The sequence below is a fragment of the Litchfieldia sinesaloumensis genome (assembly GCF_900156865.1).
Classification (GTDB): Bacteria; Bacillota; Bacilli; order Bacillales; family Bacillaceae_L; genus Ferdinandcohnia; species Ferdinandcohnia sinesaloumensis.
The window spans coordinates 1378714-1395468 of sequence record NZ_LT732529.1; the positions used below are offsets into that span (position 1 = coordinate 1378714).

Genomic DNA, 16755 nt, shown 5'->3' on the forward strand with positions numbered 1-16755 from the left:
TCCTACAAGGAATTCTCCCCAAGGAATCATAATGTTGATAAGTTCTACGTTTGGAACGGCAAAGCCTTCAACGAAAGCAGTGTATGTTGGATAAAGTGCAGTGCCTGTTGCTTTATCTAGTACAGGGTTTGCTACAACATTCCCAAGGAAGCCACCTGCATCAAATCCACCTGTGATTTTGCCCCATCCAGCTGTCATCCAAGTCCAACCAAGGTATACACGTAAAACTGTTAAAATAGCTGCTGCCCAGCGGTTTTCTCTAATAAATGTGTTGATCATCTTGAACCCTCTCCTTAATCAATCTTTTTTATTTGTTTTATCTCTATGTCTATACTATAAATCCTTGTGAACATTTTCACAATATAAATGTGAAGTATTTCACAATTTGTTCAATGATTTGTGAATGAATTGTGACAGAGTACTTAAAAAAAGCCAGTATAGCAAGCTTTCTATCGTACAAAAAAAGCGTAAGTCACATTGACCTACGCACTTTTTCTTGATTTTCTATTAGACGGTTTTAAAACATGATTTACATTTACTCCATTGATTCCTTGTAACTCTGTTCGCCTCTTGTTCTAGCTCTTTATAATCCAACGAACAAATCTTTTCGTAATTCGTTCTTGAACCCTGATGTTTTACCGTATGTAAAGTGTAGCATGTAGCATGATGCATCTTATTCATTTCAACCGTACCAAAATGATTAAAAACATAGCCTTGTTTGTTATTAAACAACCAGTTCTCATATCCGTTTTCATCTTTGTGAAATTTATTTATCATACTATCCTCCCCCTCTTCAACATAAGCAAAACAATATTAATTAATAAGACGGTAAATAGATCCGATCAGTATCTGTATCTAGGACAAAATCAATTTTTAAATCCTCTGAATAAGAAATTTCTTCGAAGCTATGTAGCCTACAAAATACAGAAGAGAAATCCTTTGGGTCAGTTGTTCGTTCTTTTGCTTGATAATACATTTGTTTCAACTTTTGTTTAGAGCACTTTTTCCCTGTTAGGATTGCTTGGTTATAGTAACCATCAATTTCAATTATCAATATTAATCACGACTGGTTGCTAATCAATCATATAGCTTAAATTTTTATATTCTTTATTATACCTTAGTGAGGATGATCATGACTAAACAAAAAAAGGCCTAGTACCGAATAATATTCGCATTCTAGGCCTTTCTCCTGGGACATTGGACCTGTCCCTTTGTCCCACTATCTAAAAAACGACAGCATAAACTGTCGTCAAAAGGTAAAACGTAATTATCATAATAAAAATTTTTCACGAACTTGACTTTGTGATTTTATAATTTTTATGATTGACGATGGTTGTAAGCGGTTCGTCCTTTGCTTCATTGTACCCGTAATCAACTATCACTGAATTATCTCTTACAACCTTAACTATTCCTTCATAGCTTTTTCCTTCACGCTTAAAAGAAATACTGTCCCCGATATTAGCGTTTGCCATTTTATCACCTCTGAACTTATTATTTTCAGCAAAAATAAAAACATGCAGGAACAATGAAGATACAAGTAGTATAATTTTTTATGAAGGTGTTTTATTTTTTTCAAGAAGTTCAATAATTTTATCTAGTTTCTTTTCAATTTCATTTGTTTGATTATCCTTAACTGAAGACCTCATTACTATTCTTCTGATAAAAAGTGTAAAAGAAACAATGAATAAGGCGATAAGACCGATTACGATAACCATTAAGACAATCGAAACTACATTCAAACCTTCCATGACTGTCCCCACTTTCCACTATTTTAAAAGCTATTATTACTCACCGAAAACGACATCGAATAGGTAATCAGTTGATGCGGTACCTTCAAAGTGTTCTTCTGTGATGTTTCCTTGCTCATCTCTTTTTTCTTCGGTTTTTAACATCGCAAACGTCGAAATATAGTAACCTTCTAAGGGTAAGCTCCCGTCTTCTACTACATGAATTTCACCATTTTCGATTATATAATGTTCAGTATTTTCGATGCCATAATACGTTCGTTCCCCCGTACTCCGTATCTCATATGATAAATAGTCCCCTTTTTCATCAGTGATCTCTTTAATATCAAGTACGTTAAGGATTTCAAAAAAATAATCGCCATTAACTAATCGATCGTATTGAAGCCAATTGTCAACCTGACTAGTCGATACATGATACTGACTTTTGTCGATTTCATAGCGTATCTGATAGAGCTTATATCCATTGTCATTTGGTTCAAGCAGCTGCCAACCTAGATCATCAATTTGCCCATTTTTTACATATTCAACTTTAAAATTTTCAAGCTTTACTTGGTGATTGTTAAGATGTAATTCTTCCTTAATTCGTTCATCTTCATCTTGGAAGTTTATCGTATACACGGAACCGAGTTCATGCTCGATAGTGATAGAGCGGTATTCCCATTCATGAATCGCAAGCGGAATAATCCAGTGGACCAACACAAAAGTTAAAACCCCATAAACTGCGGCGGTTCTCTTAACATGTGCATTTAAAGTAGGTCGGAAGAAGAGCAGGTACACAATAAACCCAAGCGGAAGTGCAAGTTCATCAAAAATAAAAGCAAATGAACCTAAAATAAAGTATCCAATTATTTTTAAAGAGAAACGAGTTTCTTCTTCGTGCTTTTTCCGCACTATTAAAAACGTACAAACAATTAATATAACCGTATAAACAAGTGCTGTCATTAGTACCCCCCATCTGGCAAGAAAAGAATTCAGTTGAACAAAATTTATAGCCTTACGATAAAGTGTTAAAGCTAAATACGATCTAATACTTCTTTCGTCTCCAAAAAACTCTTAACCTACCATGTATATTAACATATTATTCCATATGATATTATGAATTCCAGGATACTAAAAATTGTACTGCAATCGCGATATTAGAGTCACTGAATCGATTCTTCTATTTCTCTAATGACCATCCATTTTTCGTTTATTAATTTCCAGTTTTCAATCGTAAATAATCGTGCTACGACGTTCTCGTCTTTTACGACTATTTGTTCATAAAATACTACCGCGTTTTCATTGTCTCTTAGTCGAATGACTCGATTCTCGAACTTCTTTTTTGCACCTGTAAAGTGCCTAACAGACTGTTCCATACCTTGAATGGCCTCTTGTCTTGTGAAAAAAATCGGTTTCTCGTTTCCGCTATTAAAAAATGCAACATAATAATCTTCTGCCATTCTTTCAACTGAGGATGTGTCTCCTGAATTCATTGCAATGTTCCAATCACGGATAAAACCATTATGCATCTCGGTAAATTCATCTAAACGTTTTTCTACATTAATCATTACCAAACCTCACCTTTTATAGTTGGGTTCTGTCTCACCAATGTTGCGCTTTACCTCTATATTTCAACAAAAGGAAAAGATAATCCTCCTTTACCTGTCGGAATCGACATATAAACTTTTATGGTAAAATGAGGAGGGATTTATTAAGACGATACAAAAAGGAGCAACAGTTGAATGAAGATAGATGTTAAACAATGTAAATTAGCGGATCTACAACAGCTTCAAGAGATTAGTATAGAAACGTTTAACGAAACATTTAAGGATCAAAATACTCCAGAAAATATGCAGGCCTACTTGGAGAAAGCTTTTAACAAAGAGCAATTCGAAAAAGAAATATCTAATCCTTTTTCGAAATTCTTTTTTCTTTATTATAATAATGAGATTGCTGGCTTTTTAAAAATCAATATAAACGAGGCTCAGTCTGAAAAGATGGGTAACGACTCACTTGAAATCGAGAGAATTTACATAAAAAGTAGCTTTCAAAAACATGGGTTGGGCAAATATCTACTGAATAAAGCGGTAGACATCGCAACCGAACTTCAAAAAAACAAAATCTGGTTAGGTGTATGGGAAAACAATGAAAATGCCATCGCTTTTTATAAGAGAATGGGCTTTGTACAAACGGGAGCACACTCGTTTTTCATGGGTGATGATGAACAAACCGACTATATCATGACAAAAACACTGTCATGAATTTAACATAAGTAGTTAATACGCTCAGGCTTTTGAACCTGAGCGTTTCTATTCATTTACCTATCAGCGTTTAACAGCTTCAAATGTAATCATTTCAGTTGATGTAGTCGGAAAGTGACCATATTGGTAATCCGCCGAAATGACGATGTCTTCAAATCCAATCTGCTCGAGAATCATTTTAAACTCTTCAATTCCATACCAACGTAGCGGAAATCGTTCTAATTCTGTTTGGAGGAGCACCCCGTTTCTCCATTTTTCGTACCGATGATGAGAAATTGTATACTGATTGATATGATCCACTTCAACTACTTTCGATTCTAATGTTAGGATGTCACCATTTGAGGTTTCCCACGTACGTGTTGAATTTTGTTCAAGAGACACATCTTTTTGTAAAAAGATATCAATAATGAGTCTGCCACCATTTTCAAGGTGATGATGGAAATTTTTCAATGCCTTTATCGAATCTTCTCTATTCTGTAGAAGTAGGAAAGTACCAGTGGGTACAATAATCGCTTCATATGTTTTATCTAAAGAAAATGTCTCCATTTCTCCTCTAAACAAAGTTGGCTGTAGAGCCCTTTCATCACAGTTACGACGGCAAATACGTAACATTTCATCAGATACATCAAAGCCATCTACCTTCAGGCCCCTTTCCAAAAGCGGAATCAGAATTCGCCCCGTACCAACTCCTGGTTCTAGGATGCTTCCTTTACAAGAAGCTAATCGCTCATGATAAAATTCCACATCACCAAAAGAGAGACCAATATATTTATCCAAGTCATAGACTTCTGACGATAGTTTCCCATAATAACTCAACATCTTCTCTTCTCCTCAACCCATTTTGAATTTTTTTAATAACTGTATGAATTAGACTATTTTTCCATTATTATAATATCAAACTAACAAAATTGGAGAATTAAAATGAATAAAATGACAAGAAGGACTGGATTTATCCTTGTTACAACAGGAGCTGTATTTTGGGGAGTTGGTGGTACGGTGGCACAGAAACTCTTTCAAGATCACTCGATTGATGTAAATTGGCTTGTTACTACACGGTTACTTATTGCTGGCTTCCTATTATTGAGTGTTCATTTTTTCAAAAAGGATCGTTCCCAGATCCTTGGTGTATGGAAAAATAAAAAGGTTGCAATTCAACTCATCATTTTTGGATTACTAGGTATGCTCGCTGTTCAATATACATATATGGCATCGATTAACCATGGAAATGCTGCAGTAGCAACTCTGTTACAATATCAAGCACCTGTGATGATCATTGGTTATTTACTCTTACGAAAACAGGCTGTTTTGACGCGGAAAGATGTAATTACTGTAGTTCTAGCAATAGTGGGTTGCTATTTTTTATTAACAAATGGCTCGATATCCGAGCTGTCGGTACCTGCTCCGGCCGTTATTTGGGGGATTTTATCAGGGGTGGCTTTAGCTTTTTATACCCTTTACGCGGTTCCTCTTCTTGCCCAATATGATTCGTTAGTCATTGTTGGTTGGGCGATGGTCATTGGTGGGATTGGCTTAGCTTTTATCCATCCACCTTGGGAAATTGATTATTCGAGCTTAACCTTAGAAGCCTATTTATATTTAATCTTCGTCATTATCTTCGGGACAATGATTGCTTTCTGGTTTTATATCGAGAGTCTACAAAGTCTCGCACCAAAAGAAACGAGTCTTCTCGGAACATTGGAGCCTCTAGCTGCTGTTTTAACGACAGTCTTATGGTTAAAAGAGCATTTTGGGATGTTTCAATGGATGGGAACGGCTTGTATTATCGGGATGATTCTTTTGATAGCTTTGAAGAAAAAGGCTGTATCTTAACGGTTTCGGTTCAGAGAGAAAAAATTGTAAATATCCCCTCAATTATCAAGGTATTTAACGCAATACTTAGCAGCATAATTTACAATGAATTTTCCAAAGAAAAAAGACTAGGATTTTATATTTCTCCTAGTCTTTTCGCTGTATTTATTTATGTGTAATTTGCTCAACTGAAGACTCTGTTAGCACAACAACAATTATATTATAATTTTTGAAATAAAAAGTGCAATTAGTGCCAATAGGGCTTGGGCAATAAACCCTACTATTAAATGGCTTAAAAGTCTTGTTTTAGTAATTACTCTTTCAGAAATAAGAAACTTAGCTGTAAAAAGCGAATAAGGAATTAAAATAAATACTGATGTAATAATGCCCGGAACATAATCTTTGAAGAAAATGTATTGCAATAAATGACCGATACTATTGGCTAAAAGAATTCCAGGAACTAAGAATGCAAGGAAAGTCGTAGGTTCCATGCCAATAAACCTGATGCCCAAAAATGCCTTATAACAGCCTATTGCAGCTAAAATCCAAAGTAAAGTAAAAGCAAATAAAAACTCCACTGTTGTTACGCTAAATGGTATTACATTTGAATTTTCTTCCAAGAACTTCTCCACTGTTATGATTTCTTCAATATCGTGAATTAAATACAACGGAGGAAAAAGTAATAAGAGATTTCTAAACTTTGATACATCATATTCTTTAAATGGTTCCATGCTTTTCCCCTGGTCTTATTTTTTGGCTCTTTTCTAAAGATTGTTGCTTTTATGGATAAAGTACAAACCAAGTTGATTGTAGCGGAAGGCGGTGACTCCTGCGGGAAAAGCGTGAGACTTGAGACCCCGCAGGAGCGACAGCGACGAGGAGGCTCAAGCCACGCCCGCGGAAAGCATCCGCCTGCAGCGTAAATCAACGGGTATAAAAAACAACAAAGTTTGCGAAAACAGCCTATTTTTTTGATTCAATTGAAGAAACTCCTTAAATTCACTTTAAATCCATCAACCTCCCTCGATAGTTTAATAGCTCTTACGTTTATAATTCTAGAGTCTGGTCAATATTCCTTTTAAAAAAACAGTTAAATTCTGGTTAGAAAGATACGGTTTTTATACTCTCTTGCTATACCGTCAAATATAAAACACTAAAAACTCCTCCGTAATTACTGGAGCAGTTCACTTGTATCATCGCTCCCCTTCTATTTCTTGTAAAAATGATTTATTCTATAGGAGGTTGAACAAACAGTTGTATGAATTATTGAGGTGGAAAACATTGAATCCTATTTTAATAGTAGATGATGAAAAAGAGATTGCCGATCTAGTGAAGTTTTATCTGATGAATGAAGGCTATGATGTTCAAGTGTTTTATGATGGAAAGCCGGCTTTAGAGTATATACAGAATCATGAGCTAGAGCTTGCCATTTTGGATGTGATGTTACCTAATGTGGATGGGTTTACAATCTGCCAGAAGATTCGTGAGAACTATCACTATCCTGTCATTATGCTGACAGCAAAGATTGAAGATATCGACAAAATTACTGGACTTACACTTGGTGCCGATGATTACATTACAAAGCCGTTTAACCCGCTTGAAATGGTGGCAAGAGTGAAAGCGCAGCTGCGACGCTATAAACGCTACAATTCGAACAATAATCTTAATCCGGAGCCTTTACATACTGCTAAGGAATACGACTTCTCAGGGTTGATTATTAATCAGGATACCCATAAATGTACACTTTATGGAAAGCCTCTCTCCTTAACACCCATCGAATTCTCGATTCTGTGGCATTTATGTGAAAACAAAGGGAAGGTTGTTTCTTCAGAGGAATTGTTTGAAGCGGTGTGGGGCGAAAAATATATTGATAACAACAATACAGTGATGGCCCATATTGCCCGCTTGCGGGAAAAAATGAAGGAACCTTCGAGAAAACCAAAGTTTATTAAAACGGTATGGGGGGTTGGCTATACCATTGAATAGAAAGAGTGTAGCAAGTAGCGGCTTAACTGGTAAGACATTTACGAAATTCTTTATATCGATTTTAATTTTTACCGTTAGTCTCGCAACAGCTATTGTTGTGGCCTATTACATATTGAGCAGTTTTATCTGGTATTCAAGTGATTTGATATACATACTGCTCCGTCCTATTCGCAATAACCCTATCCCGTTCATACTTATAACATGGATGATCGGCTTTATCATAATATTTATGTTCTATTGGAGAAAGACACTCAACTATGTTGATCAGATTGTGGATGCAAGTAGAAATCTTGCTTCTGATAAAAGTGATTACATCCGTCTACCCTCTGAATTAAAACAAGTGGAAGAACGTATGAATGCCATCAAGCAGGAATCCATCCGTAACGCCAGGTTAGCAAAAGAAGCAGAACAACGGAAAAACGACCTACTCGTGTACTTGGCTCATGATTTGAAGACACCATTAACGTCTGTAATTGGTTATTTAACATTACTACGAGATGAGCAGCAAATTTCGGAAGTGCTCCGGGAAAAGTACTTATCCATTTCATTGGATAAAGCTGAAAGGCTCGAGGAATTAATTAATGAGTTTTTTGAAATTACACGTTTTAATTTAACTCAGCTAAGTCCTGAGATGAGCCATATTAATCTTACAAGGATGCTTGAGCAGATTACGTTTGAATTTAATCCGCTATTTGCTGAAAAGAACCTAACCTGCCAGTTAGACATTGAAGACAATCTTGAAATCTCCTGTGATGTAAATAAAATGGAACGTGTCTTCGACAACTTAATCCGCAATGCCATTAATTATAGCTATGAAAATAGTCCAATCATCATTCGCTCTAAGAAGGACAATGAGTATTTACAGCTTTATTTTATAAACAATGGTCCTGTTATTCCAAAGGACAAGCTCGGTCGCATCTTTGAACAATTCTATCGATTGGATACTTCTCGTGGTACCAAAACAGGAGGTGCAGGTCTTGGCCTTGCGATTGCCAAAGAAATCGTAGAATTACACGGAGGCACCATTTCCGCTCAAAGCGAGGAAGAGAAAGTCGAATTTATCGTCAGGCTCCCTCTAACACCGTAAGAAAATCGTAAGAATTAAAGAAGAAAAACGTATTATTTCCTTGAGGATAAACGAAAAAACAACACTTATTGTTTTAGTACGATACAAGTACAGAAACAATAAGTGTTTTTTATATATAAGGAGGAAATAAATATGGAAAAAATAATCGTTGGTGTCATCTTTGGAGGCTGTTCAAATGAATATGAAGTCTCACTACAATCTGCATACTCTGTTATTACACATATGGACCCTGCTAAATATGAAAAAGTATTAATTGGCATCACAAAGGAAGGTCGCTGGTACCGTTTTCAGGGTAGCGTGGAAAACATTCTGAACAATACCTGGTGGTCCGATGAGGCAAACTGCATACCTGCCTTCTTTTCTCCAAATCGCTATATGAATTATCTACTAGAGAATCAAAATGGACATATTACCGAAACAATGATTGATATTGTTTTCCCTGTTCTACACGGGAAGAATGGCGAAGATGGAACACTACAGGGATACTTAGAACTTGCCGGAATTCCTTATGTCGGATGTGACATTTTGTCTTCTGCTTTATGTATGGATAAAGACCGTGCACATAGAGTAGTGGCACTTGAAGGCATCAACACACCTGCCTCAATTGTTTTTTCAAGGTCTCAATTAATAGAAGAGATTGTCACACAAACAAGTCAGCTCCATCTCCCTCTATTTGTTAAACCAGTCAAATCAGGGTCATCGATTGGAATAACACTCGTTAATGAAAAGGAAGAACTTCCAAGTGCAGTTGCTGAAGCCTTTTCTCACGATGAGCGGATCATCATTGAAGAATTTATTGAGGGATTTGAAGTTGGTTGCGCGATTCTTGGAAATGACGAATTGATAGTTGGTGAAGTGGATGAAATTGAATTAGAGACTGGGTATTTTGATTTTAATGAAAAATACACCCTTACTACTTCAATCATTCATATGCCAGCTCGCATTGATCATGATATGACAGCCAAAGTAAAGGATACGGCTATTCAAATTTATCGTGCACTTGGCTGCTCTGGCTTGGCAAGAGTGGACATGTTTATTACACCAAATGGAGACATTGTCTTTAATGAGGTCAATACCTTTCCTGGTTTCACCGATCACAGCCGTTATCCAAATATGATGAAAGGCATTGGGTTAACGTTTTCTGACATCATCGAACACTTGATCCAATTGGGGTTAGAACGATGAGAAGTATCACGTTACATAAAGGCAATGTTTACAGTGGGTATTTGATATTGGTTAATCGTCAACATGGTCTGAAACAGACTCAAGCTCATCATTCGCCAGCACTTGTGCCCAGTCTAGCAAACTATGACACTATTTTACTTGAAAGAAGGGTCGCAGCATCGTTAACACAGCTTCTTAAAAAAGTAGAATCACGAGGAAGGATCATTCCGGTTAGCGGGTACCGAAGCAAGGCTGAACAAGAAAAGCTATACCAAGATTCTCTCATTGAAAATGGCAGAAGCTTTACAGAACAATATGTAGCCTATCCAGGGTGCAGCGAACATCAGACAGGCCTGGCGATTGATTTGGGAGAAAACCTAGACGAGATCGATTTCATTCGTCCATCTTTTCCTTATACAGGTATCTTTGCACATTTTCGCGAACTTGCCGCAGACTATGGTTTTATTGAGCGTTATTCGCACGGCAAAGAACAAATCACAGGGATCTCGCATGAGCCTTGGCATTTCCGCTATGTCGGATATCCTCATGCAAGAATTATGCAGCACCACCGTTTCTGTTTGGAAGAATACATTCAATATCTTTCTGATTTTTCAGAGAATGGCCAGCAGTATATCTTTAAGGACAAGGGTAAAAATTATGAGGTTTATTATGTAAGAGCAATGGAAGAGACGACTGTAATTGAAATACCGGATGAGTGCTTGTATCAGATTTCAGGGAATAATGTGGACGGCTTTATCGTGACAATATGGAGCAATCCACTATGAGTAAATCAGGATCATTAGACTCATTCAGATTACTTGCTGCCTTCCTCGTGATAGCTAACCATACGTCACCTCTTCTTTCATATGGGGAGGATGCAGATTTCATTTTGACTCGAATTATTGCTAGAATAGCTGTCCCCTTTTTTCTAATGGTCAGCGGATATTTTCTATATCAATATATTGAAAATGGGGACAACGCGTATATTCTAGCGTTTTGTAAAAAAATCGGACTGTTATATGCCCTCTCCATCGTTTTATTTTTACCTCTAAATTTGTATGCAGGTCATTATGAGGGTACAAATTGGGGGCTTGAATTCGTAAAAGATCTATTCGTTGACGGGACATTTTATCATTTATGGTACTTCCCTGGGTTAATTGCAGGTGTGAGTATTGTTGTCTTTCTCATTCGTGCAATTGGGCTAAAATGGACATCGATTATATCCGTTCTTCTTTATGGAATCGGATTGTTCGGAGATAGCTACTATGGGGTTGCTGAGCAGTTTCCTAGTTTTGAAGTGTTTTTTCAGGCGGTCTTTACTGTAGCGGATTATACGAGGAATGGCGTTTTTATGGTGCCGATTTTCTTAGTCATGGGAATGCTAATCTATAAAAGAAATAAAACAGTTTCGTTTTCAATAAATCTACTATTTTTCGTGATCAGTTTCACTTTCCTAATTGGTGAAGGACTACTACTGCATGCTAATGACATCCAGCGCCATGACAGTATGTATTTTATGCTACTTCCAGTTATGTATTTTCTTTTTCAATGTCTACTGCAAATCCGCGGAAAAAGCAGTAAAAGCATTCGGAATGTCTCCACGATTATGTATATCATACACCCGTGGATGATTGTACTTGTTCGCTTTACAGCAGAGTTTTTCACACTAGAGAAATGGTTTGTTGAAAATAGTATGGTTCTTTTTTTGACGGTTAGTAGCCTTACATTTATTTTGTCTTGGATGTTGATGATTTTTTGGCCAACTAGGAAAAATTCAACTCCCTCACCAATTAGTAGAGCCTGGGCAGAAATTGATTTAGCAGCACTAAATGAAAATGTAAAGCTGCTAAAAGGAATTCTTCCAAAAAATACAGAACTTATGGCCGTAGTCAAAGCAAATGCGTATGGTCATGGGGCAGTAAAAATCGCGAAAGAGCTATCGAACCATGGGGTAAAGTCCTTTGCCGTCGCGACTATCGCTGAAGGAATTGAACTTCGTAAAAACGGAGTTAAAGGAGAGATTCTCGTTTTAGGTTATACCCCAGCTCAATATATTGGAGAAATTAAGAAATTCAAATTAACGCAAACCGTAATTGGATTGAGCCATGCAAAGCAGTTAAACAAACAAGGTGTTCCGATAAAGGTTCAAATAAAAATAGACACAGGTATGCATCGCTTAGGAACAGATGCTTCACACCTTTCTGACCTGAAAGAAATCTATAACTGCAAACATTTACATGTTGTCGGTGTATTTTCTCACTTAGCGGTTTCTGATAGCGTTCGTTCAGAGGATATAGCATTTACAGAATTGCAGATTGATAAATTCAACCAGACCACTAAGTGGCTTGAATCACAACTGCTGCTTCCAGGACAGCGGCATATTCAAGCGAGCTATGGAATCTTGAATTACCCACACTTACCATATGAGTATGCACGTCCGGGAATTGCTCTATATGGTGTTTTAAGTAAAAACGATACAGTGAGAACAGATGTGGAACTGAAGCCAGTCCTATCCATTAAAGCGAGAGTAGCGGTGGTGAAAACTCTACAGCGAGGTGAGCAGCTCGGCTATGGAAGAGCATTTTCAGCAACAACGATGATGAAAACAGCGGTTATTACGATTGGTTATTCAGACGGTATCCCAAGAAATATGGAAAACGGGGAGATTCTCATTCGTTCACAAAAAGCTCCTATTATTGGCAGAATTTGTATGGATCAGCTCGTAGTTGATGTTTCCGCTATTGAGGGTGTACAGGCAGGCGATATTGCAACGCTGATTGGAAAAGATGGTACGGAACAAATTACCGCAGAAGAAGTCTCAGAAAAATGCGGCTCCATTACGAATGAACTGCTTAGCAGACTAGGGTCCCGGCTGGATTACGTTTATCATTCGAATTGAGGATTCCTTACTGCCCTGTATGTGTTAGGCACTCCTCTAACACTTACAGGGTCCTAATTTATAGTAATGGTAGGACATATCGATAAACTATAGAAAACAAAAAAAGCCCTAACTGTTTTTTACAGTAGGACTATTCGAAATCACTTACATTTGCTTCTTCCTTCTAATTAATTCATCACGATCGGAGGCCAATGGCGGCTGCTCTAACCAACCATTTTTAATCATGATATTAGCTCCATCTTCAGAGTACATCTGAACTTCTAAGGATAGCCTGTTGTACATCGTGCTAATATCTCCTCTAGGGCTTTGACTAACAGCTGTTCCATAATAACCAACGCTTAAGTTAATCAAACCACTTGTGAAAAACATCATTAATTTATCAGAGAACGTGTGGGACGTGCTATTGGTAACTTCAGAATCCCACCCCATCGGTGCCGGAAGTTTACTTTCCTCTAATTTATCTCTAAATAGTCTTATATGTTTATTGCCGACCTCTAAACCTTTTAAGAAAAACTTCTTTACATCTTTGTTCTCTGCAACCTGACTAAAGCCTATAAGCGCAGCAACTCCCAAAGCATTTCTTTGCATATTCGCAAATAGATTATCCACTTCAGATGCAGCTAATGGTCTTTTTTCACCGACTACGTCTAACATAAACCATTGTTTTTTTACAAATTCTACCTTCTTAAGGTAAGGCAAGCTAGGAGACCGTACATACAATCCTTTAGTTAATAATAATTCAGTTGACTTATTATTTAAATCCATGGTTTCTTTGAGGCAATCCATATAATAGGATTTGATATCACTTCTTACTGCGGTCCCAACACTTGCAGCATATGTGGTAAGCCCTACCTTTGACATTTGATGGATAAAGTTTAATACAAAGGTGTCTGAATAAAGTCTAGGAGCATCTAGATTAACATCCTCTTTAAGACTAAAACCATCAGGAATAACACTTTTTTCCTCTGATAAAATTGCAGTAACCTTTTGAACATGTGTAGCTGATAGCTCTAAAGCATATTCGATTAGAGGCTTAATTTCCATATCCTCAACCTTTTCTAAAAAATAGGTCAGAATACAAATACTTGCACTGTCATTTAAATATTGGGCCCAAAGTTGGCCAAGTTCACCTGCTGTTAACCGAATCTGTTGTGCTTTTTCATCCATAAGTAACCTCCAAGAAAAAGTATACTAAAGGATAATTTCCCCTGAAAGTAACTATAGTATGTATTGGTTACATCTGATTTGACATAAAAAAGAGAGGTACACAATTGCACCTCAAATGGAAAGAAAAAATGTTTAATTTGTCGTATTCATACTCGCTTTAGGGATCAGTTCATGTAATTTTTCGACAACGTTGAGCTGCAAAAACCCGTTTCCTTCCGCAGCTTTTTTATAACCTATTGGGACTGTTCGTCTTATCAACTGAGCGTATATTTCTGCTTCACTTAGTGTTCGTTCAAACTCTTTTTCACTGAGGTTTATCAGTAGTGCGATTGAACCTGCTATATGCGGAGCTGCCATGGAGGTTCCCGATAGTTTTGCGTATTGGTGAGCAGGGTAAGTTGAAATGACTTCAACACCTGGAGCAACAAGGTCAATTTCAGTATGTGTATTCGAAAATGGAGCAAGCTCCAAGTCCATAGTTACAGCTCCGACGGATATGACTTCGTTATAGGCACCAGGATAGGCATACTCGAATGTATCCTCTAACGAATCCCCCTCATTACCGGCAGCCACAACGACTGAAATATTTTGGTTAACTGCATCTTGAATGGCCTCATGCATTTCTGGTACATCTTCTGGGCCGCCTAGTGACATTGAAATGACCCGTACTCTTTCATTGGCTGGACCACACCACTCGGTTGCATAGCGAATAGCTTTAATTATCCATTCGTATTGGCCGGCTCCTTGTTCAGTTAAAGCTTTTAAACTTAAGATCTTAGCCTTTGGAGCCACCCCTACAACTCCTTCTTGATTAAGAGTTGCGGCGATAGTACCTGATACATGTGTACCATGTCCATTATTGTCTTCAAACTGTTCGGGGTTTCCTTGATAATCACTTGTGAAATTCCGTCCCCCGATAATTCGATCCTGCAAATCTGGATGAGTCGTGTCAACCCCAGTATCAATAACCGCGATGACTATGCCCTCACCTTGACTGCTAGCTTCCCATAACGAAGGTGCCTGTACCAACTGAACGCCCTCTGGAGTCTCATTTGTTTGATCAACAACTGACTGAATAGTATACGGTAATAATTTGACATGATTTTTCAAGATGGTTCTCCTCCTTCAAATCGTTTTCAAACATGTATTACCTCTATTCCCTTCTGTTATGTTATTTCATAGTTGGAAGTGTACAAGATGGCTGACCTATGCCTGTATGGGAACGTTTGTTTTATTATACTAACTGGACATGGTTTTATCAATATAAAAAACTGAATATTAAGAAAATGAATACATTGTCCCAATGGTGTACCGGACTATTGACTTATTTTTTTCCGCAAAAAAAGAGTGCCTTGGCATAAGGCACTCGCTCTTACTATTCGTGGTTATTTACAACTTACCTTTCATTTCCTTATAGATAGCAACAATGACATCAATATTGTTATCGATAAAAGTAAGACGTTCTCTAGATACAATTGACCATTCAGCAGAAAAATGGGTCGATAGAACGTGTCTTAAACCAAATGAATACAATGCATTGAGCTCAGCAATCACGTAACTCGCTCCAAAATGGGTTTCTGTCTTATCGATAATGTTTTGAATATCTTCTTTTAACCAATCGGGAGCAACCTCTATTGATCTTTTTAATAGTAATTCATATTGTTGATTTAACATTTTGACTCCTCCTGTATGTAAAATAATTCATTGCTATTATTCTATTATTGATTATGTACTTAAGTTGCACATGATTGTATAACTAGTATATCAGATATGCGATATGACTACATATGTCAATCATGTTTTATCACGCTATTTTTCATGTTTAGACATGAATGAATATAGCAATTTGTCTCCTCTTTCCATCTACAAGTTATTTTACTATTAAGTGTTCCTCAAAGATAGAAAAAATTTTCAGGTTTAACAAAAAAAGTATTAAGGTGGTCTTTTACTCCGAAGTTGCGTATCCTTCTAGTAATTTGCACATGATAAAAGAGATTATTTCATGAAGGGACGATTGTTAATGAATTTTAAGAGCAAACTTCAAGAAGCACAAGATATCATTCACCAAGCACATCATCACTTAAAACAAGTTAATTCCACTAGTCCTGATGCCGAGGCATGCCACTTTGCCCAAAGCGAACTAGAAAAAGCACAAAATATTATCCAAGAAGTTCAACAGCAAATACATAATTAAAAGAGCTCACATATAATGGCTGGATGGATAAGATTGATTGCGCTCTAAATGGAATAGCGGCCGATCGTTTTTCGATAGATGGTATATCGTTTACACCTTAAACGGTATAGCAGCGAACGTTTTTAGATATATGTATAGCATTTCTCCTTTAGATTACTTAAAATTACATTTAATGGATATTGCGCATGCATTTAGATTACGAATTTATTCGAAAGCATGCGCAAACTTATTTTGAACATGTTTTTTAAGATTTTTTGTTTTGAAAACATGCGCAAATGGGGATTTTTTACAAATATAGCTGCTTTACAACGAAAAAATTCCTATTAATGGATGATACGCATGCTTTTAAACTACCTATCTACTTAATTGCATGTGCAAATCTAATTTTCGCATGCTTTTATCGGTTTTTTGCTTTGAAAACATGCGCAAGTGGGCATTTTTTACAAATATAGCAGCTTTACAAC

At 36.9% G+C, this 16755-nt stretch carries 19 protein-coding genes and 1 pseudogene; 8 read left to right on the forward strand and 12 right to left on the reverse strand.

Annotated elements, in window-relative coordinates; translation table 11 throughout:
• The 7 genes and pseudogenes from CZ490_RS06745 to CZ490_RS06775 all read right to left on the reverse strand — a co-directional run.
• Positions 1 to 279 (reverse strand): annotated as a pseudogene (locus CZ490_RS06745) (Crp/Fnr family transcriptional regulator); the annotation flags it as partial.
• Positions 280 to 507: 228 nt separating this feature from the next.
• Positions 508 to 777, reverse strand: a complete 270-nt coding sequence (locus CZ490_RS06750; RefSeq protein ID WP_077618182.1) for a hypothetical protein — start codon at positions 775 to 777, stop codon at positions 508 to 510.
• 40 nt (positions 778 to 817) lie between these two features.
• Positions 818 to 1054: a hypothetical protein gene (locus CZ490_RS06755; RefSeq protein ID WP_077618183.1), complete on the reverse strand. Its 237-nt coding sequence runs from the start codon at positions 1052 to 1054 to the stop codon at positions 818 to 820.
• Positions 1055 to 1286: 232 nt separating this feature from the next.
• Positions 1287 to 1472, reverse strand: coding sequence for a DUF2187 family protein (locus CZ490_RS06760; protein WP_077618184.1), 186 nt, complete (start codon positions 1470 to 1472; stop codon positions 1287 to 1289).
• Positions 1473 to 1550: 78 nt separating this feature from the next.
• Entirely contained in the window at positions 1551 to 1748 is a 198-nt protein-coding gene (locus tag CZ490_RS06765) for a DUF4083 domain-containing protein (RefSeq protein ID WP_077618185.1), read from the reverse strand.
• A gap of 36 nt (positions 1749 to 1784) precedes the next feature.
• Positions 1785 to 2687: a hypothetical protein gene (locus CZ490_RS06770; RefSeq protein WP_077618186.1), complete on the reverse strand. Its 903-nt coding sequence runs from the start codon at positions 2685 to 2687 to the stop codon at positions 1785 to 1787.
• Between the two features lie 200 nt (positions 2688 to 2887).
• Positions 2888 to 3292 (reverse strand): hypothetical protein, encoded by a 405-nt coding sequence (locus CZ490_RS06775; protein WP_077618187.1) that lies wholly within the window; start codon positions 3290 to 3292, stop codon positions 2888 to 2890.
• A 174-nt stretch (positions 3293 to 3466) separates the two neighbouring features.
• Here CZ490_RS06775 and paiA point away from each other — a divergent pair, with 174 nt between their 5' ends.
• Complete coding sequence (paiA, locus tag CZ490_RS06780; protein ID WP_077618188.1) at positions 3467 to 3985, forward strand: spermidine/spermine N(1)-acetyltransferase; 519 nt, start codon at positions 3467 to 3469, stop codon at positions 3983 to 3985.
• 63 nt (positions 3986 to 4048) lie between these two features.
• Here the strand turns inward: paiA and CZ490_RS06785 are convergent, their stop codons facing one another.
• Complete coding sequence (locus tag CZ490_RS06785) at positions 4049 to 4804, reverse strand: class I SAM-dependent methyltransferase (RefSeq protein WP_077618189.1); 756 nt, start codon at positions 4802 to 4804, stop codon at positions 4049 to 4051.
• A 102-nt stretch (positions 4805 to 4906) separates the two neighbouring features.
• On the opposite strand from CZ490_RS06785, the gene CZ490_RS06790 reads away from it, so the two are divergent.
• Complete coding sequence (locus CZ490_RS06790) at positions 4907 to 5815, forward strand: DMT family transporter (RefSeq protein ID WP_077618190.1); 909 nt, start codon at positions 4907 to 4909, stop codon at positions 5813 to 5815.
• 194 nt (positions 5816 to 6009) lie between these two features.
• Here the strand turns inward: CZ490_RS06790 and CZ490_RS06795 are convergent, their stop codons facing one another.
• Entirely contained in the window at positions 6010 to 6525 is a 516-nt protein-coding gene (locus tag CZ490_RS06795; protein WP_077618191.1) for an HXXEE domain-containing protein, read from the reverse strand.
• A 550-nt stretch (positions 6526 to 7075) separates the two neighbouring features.
• Between CZ490_RS06795 and vanR the strand changes: the two genes are divergently transcribed.
• The 5 genes from vanR (at position 7076) to vanT (ending at position 12930) form a co-directional block, all read left to right on the forward strand.
• The gene (vanR, locus tag CZ490_RS06800) at positions 7076 to 7780 is read left to right on the forward strand and encodes a VanR-ABDEGLN family response regulator transcription factor (RefSeq protein WP_077620966.1); all 705 of its coding nucleotides are present in this window, start codon (positions 7076 to 7078) and stop codon (positions 7778 to 7780) included.
• The gene (gene vanS / locus CZ490_RS06805; RefSeq protein WP_200801556.1) at positions 7773 to 8867 is read left to right on the forward strand and encodes a vancomycin resistance histidine kinase VanS; all 1095 of its coding nucleotides are present in this window, start codon (positions 7773 to 7775) and stop codon (positions 8865 to 8867) included. The genes vanR and vanS overlap by 8 nt, the downstream gene beginning before the upstream one ends.
• A 132-nt stretch (positions 8868 to 8999) precedes the next feature.
• Positions 9000 to 10052 (forward strand): D-alanine--D-serine ligase VanG, encoded by a 1053-nt coding sequence (gene vanG, locus CZ490_RS06810; protein WP_077618192.1) that lies wholly within the window; start codon positions 9000 to 9002, stop codon positions 10050 to 10052.
• Positions 10049 to 10816, forward strand: a complete 768-nt coding sequence (locus CZ490_RS06815; protein ID WP_077618193.1) for a M15 family metallopeptidase — start codon at positions 10049 to 10051, stop codon at positions 10814 to 10816. The genes vanG and CZ490_RS06815 overlap by 4 nt, the downstream gene beginning before the upstream one ends.
• The gene (gene vanT / locus CZ490_RS06820; protein ID WP_142255344.1) at positions 10813 to 12930 is read left to right on the forward strand and encodes a serine racemase VanT catalytic subunit; all 2118 of its coding nucleotides are present in this window, start codon (positions 10813 to 10815) and stop codon (positions 12928 to 12930) included. The genes CZ490_RS06815 and vanT overlap by 4 nt, the downstream gene beginning before the upstream one ends.
• 144 nt (positions 12931 to 13074) lie before the next feature.
• Here the strand turns inward: vanT and CZ490_RS06825 are convergent, their stop codons facing one another.
• The 3 genes from CZ490_RS06825 to CZ490_RS06835 all read right to left on the reverse strand — a co-directional run bounded on the left by CZ490_RS06825 (position 13075) and on the right by CZ490_RS06835 (position 15771).
• Positions 13075 to 14097 (reverse strand): DUF3231 family protein, encoded by a 1023-nt coding sequence (locus tag CZ490_RS06825; protein WP_077618195.1) that lies wholly within the window; start codon positions 14095 to 14097, stop codon positions 13075 to 13077.
• A 132-nt stretch (positions 14098 to 14229) separates the two neighbouring features.
• Positions 14230 to 15207: a S8 family peptidase gene (locus CZ490_RS06830; protein WP_077618196.1), complete on the reverse strand. Its 978-nt coding sequence runs from the start codon at positions 15205 to 15207 to the stop codon at positions 14230 to 14232.
• 279 nt (positions 15208 to 15486) lie between these two features.
• The gene (locus tag CZ490_RS06835) at positions 15487 to 15771 is read right to left on the reverse strand and encodes a hypothetical protein (protein WP_077618197.1); all 285 of its coding nucleotides are present in this window, start codon (positions 15769 to 15771) and stop codon (positions 15487 to 15489) included.
• Positions 15772 to 16099: 328 nt separating this feature from the next.
• Between CZ490_RS06835 and CZ490_RS06840 the strand changes: the two genes are divergently transcribed.
• Positions 16100 to 16291, forward strand: coding sequence for a hypothetical protein (locus CZ490_RS06840; RefSeq protein WP_077618198.1), 192 nt, complete (start codon positions 16100 to 16102; stop codon positions 16289 to 16291).
• The last annotated feature ends 464 nt before the right edge of the window (positions 16292 to 16755 follow it).

Bases quoted from the DNA above. Each gene is read 5' to 3' on its own strand.
- vanT (WP_142255344.1), top strand. From the start codon at position 10,813: ATGAGTAAATCAGGATCATTAGACTCATTCAGATTACTTGCTGCCTTC.
- CZ490_RS06750 (WP_077618182.1), bottom strand. From the start codon at position 777: ATGATAAATAAATTTCACAAAGATGAAAACGGATATGAGAACTGGTTG.
- CZ490_RS06790 (WP_077618190.1), top strand. From the start codon at position 4,907: ATGAATAAAATGACAAGAAGGACTGGATTTATCCTTGTTACAACAGGA.
- CZ490_RS06765 (WP_077618185.1), bottom strand. From the start codon at position 1,748: ATGGAAGGTTTGAATGTAGTTTCGATTGTCTTAATGGTTATCGTAATC.
- CZ490_RS06785 (WP_077618189.1), bottom strand. From the start codon at position 4,804: ATGTTGAGTTATTATGGGAAACTATCGTCAGAAGTCTATGACTTGGAT.
- CZ490_RS06835 (WP_077618197.1), bottom strand. From the start codon at position 15,771: ATGTTAAATCAACAATATGAATTACTATTAAAAAGATCAATAGAGGTT.
- CZ490_RS06840 (WP_077618198.1), top strand. From the start codon at position 16,100: ATGAAGGGACGATTGTTAATGAATTTTAAGAGCAAACTTCAAGAAGCA.
- CZ490_RS06775 (WP_077618187.1), bottom strand. From the start codon at position 3,292: ATGATTAATGTAGAAAAACGTTTAGATGAATTTACCGAGATGCATAAT.
- CZ490_RS06825 (WP_077618195.1), bottom strand. From the start codon at position 14,097: ATGGATGAAAAAGCACAACAGATTCGGTTAACAGCAGGTGAACTTGGC.
- CZ490_RS06760 (WP_077618184.1), bottom strand. From the start codon at position 1,472: ATGGCAAACGCTAATATCGGGGACAGTATTTCTTTTAAGCGTGAAGGA.
- CZ490_RS06795 (WP_077618191.1), bottom strand. From the start codon at position 6,525: ATGGAACCATTTAAAGAATATGATGTATCAAAGTTTAGAAATCTCTTA.
- CZ490_RS06815 (WP_077618193.1), top strand. From the start codon at position 10,049: ATGAGAAGTATCACGTTACATAAAGGCAATGTTTACAGTGGGTATTTG.
- paiA (WP_077618188.1), top strand. From the start codon at position 3,467: ATGAAGATAGATGTTAAACAATGTAAATTAGCGGATCTACAACAGCTT.
- vanG (WP_077618192.1), top strand. From the start codon at position 9,000: ATGGAAAAAATAATCGTTGGTGTCATCTTTGGAGGCTGTTCAAATGAA.
- CZ490_RS06770 (WP_077618186.1), bottom strand. From the start codon at position 2,687: ATGACAGCACTTGTTTATACGGTTATATTAATTGTTTGTACGTTTTTA.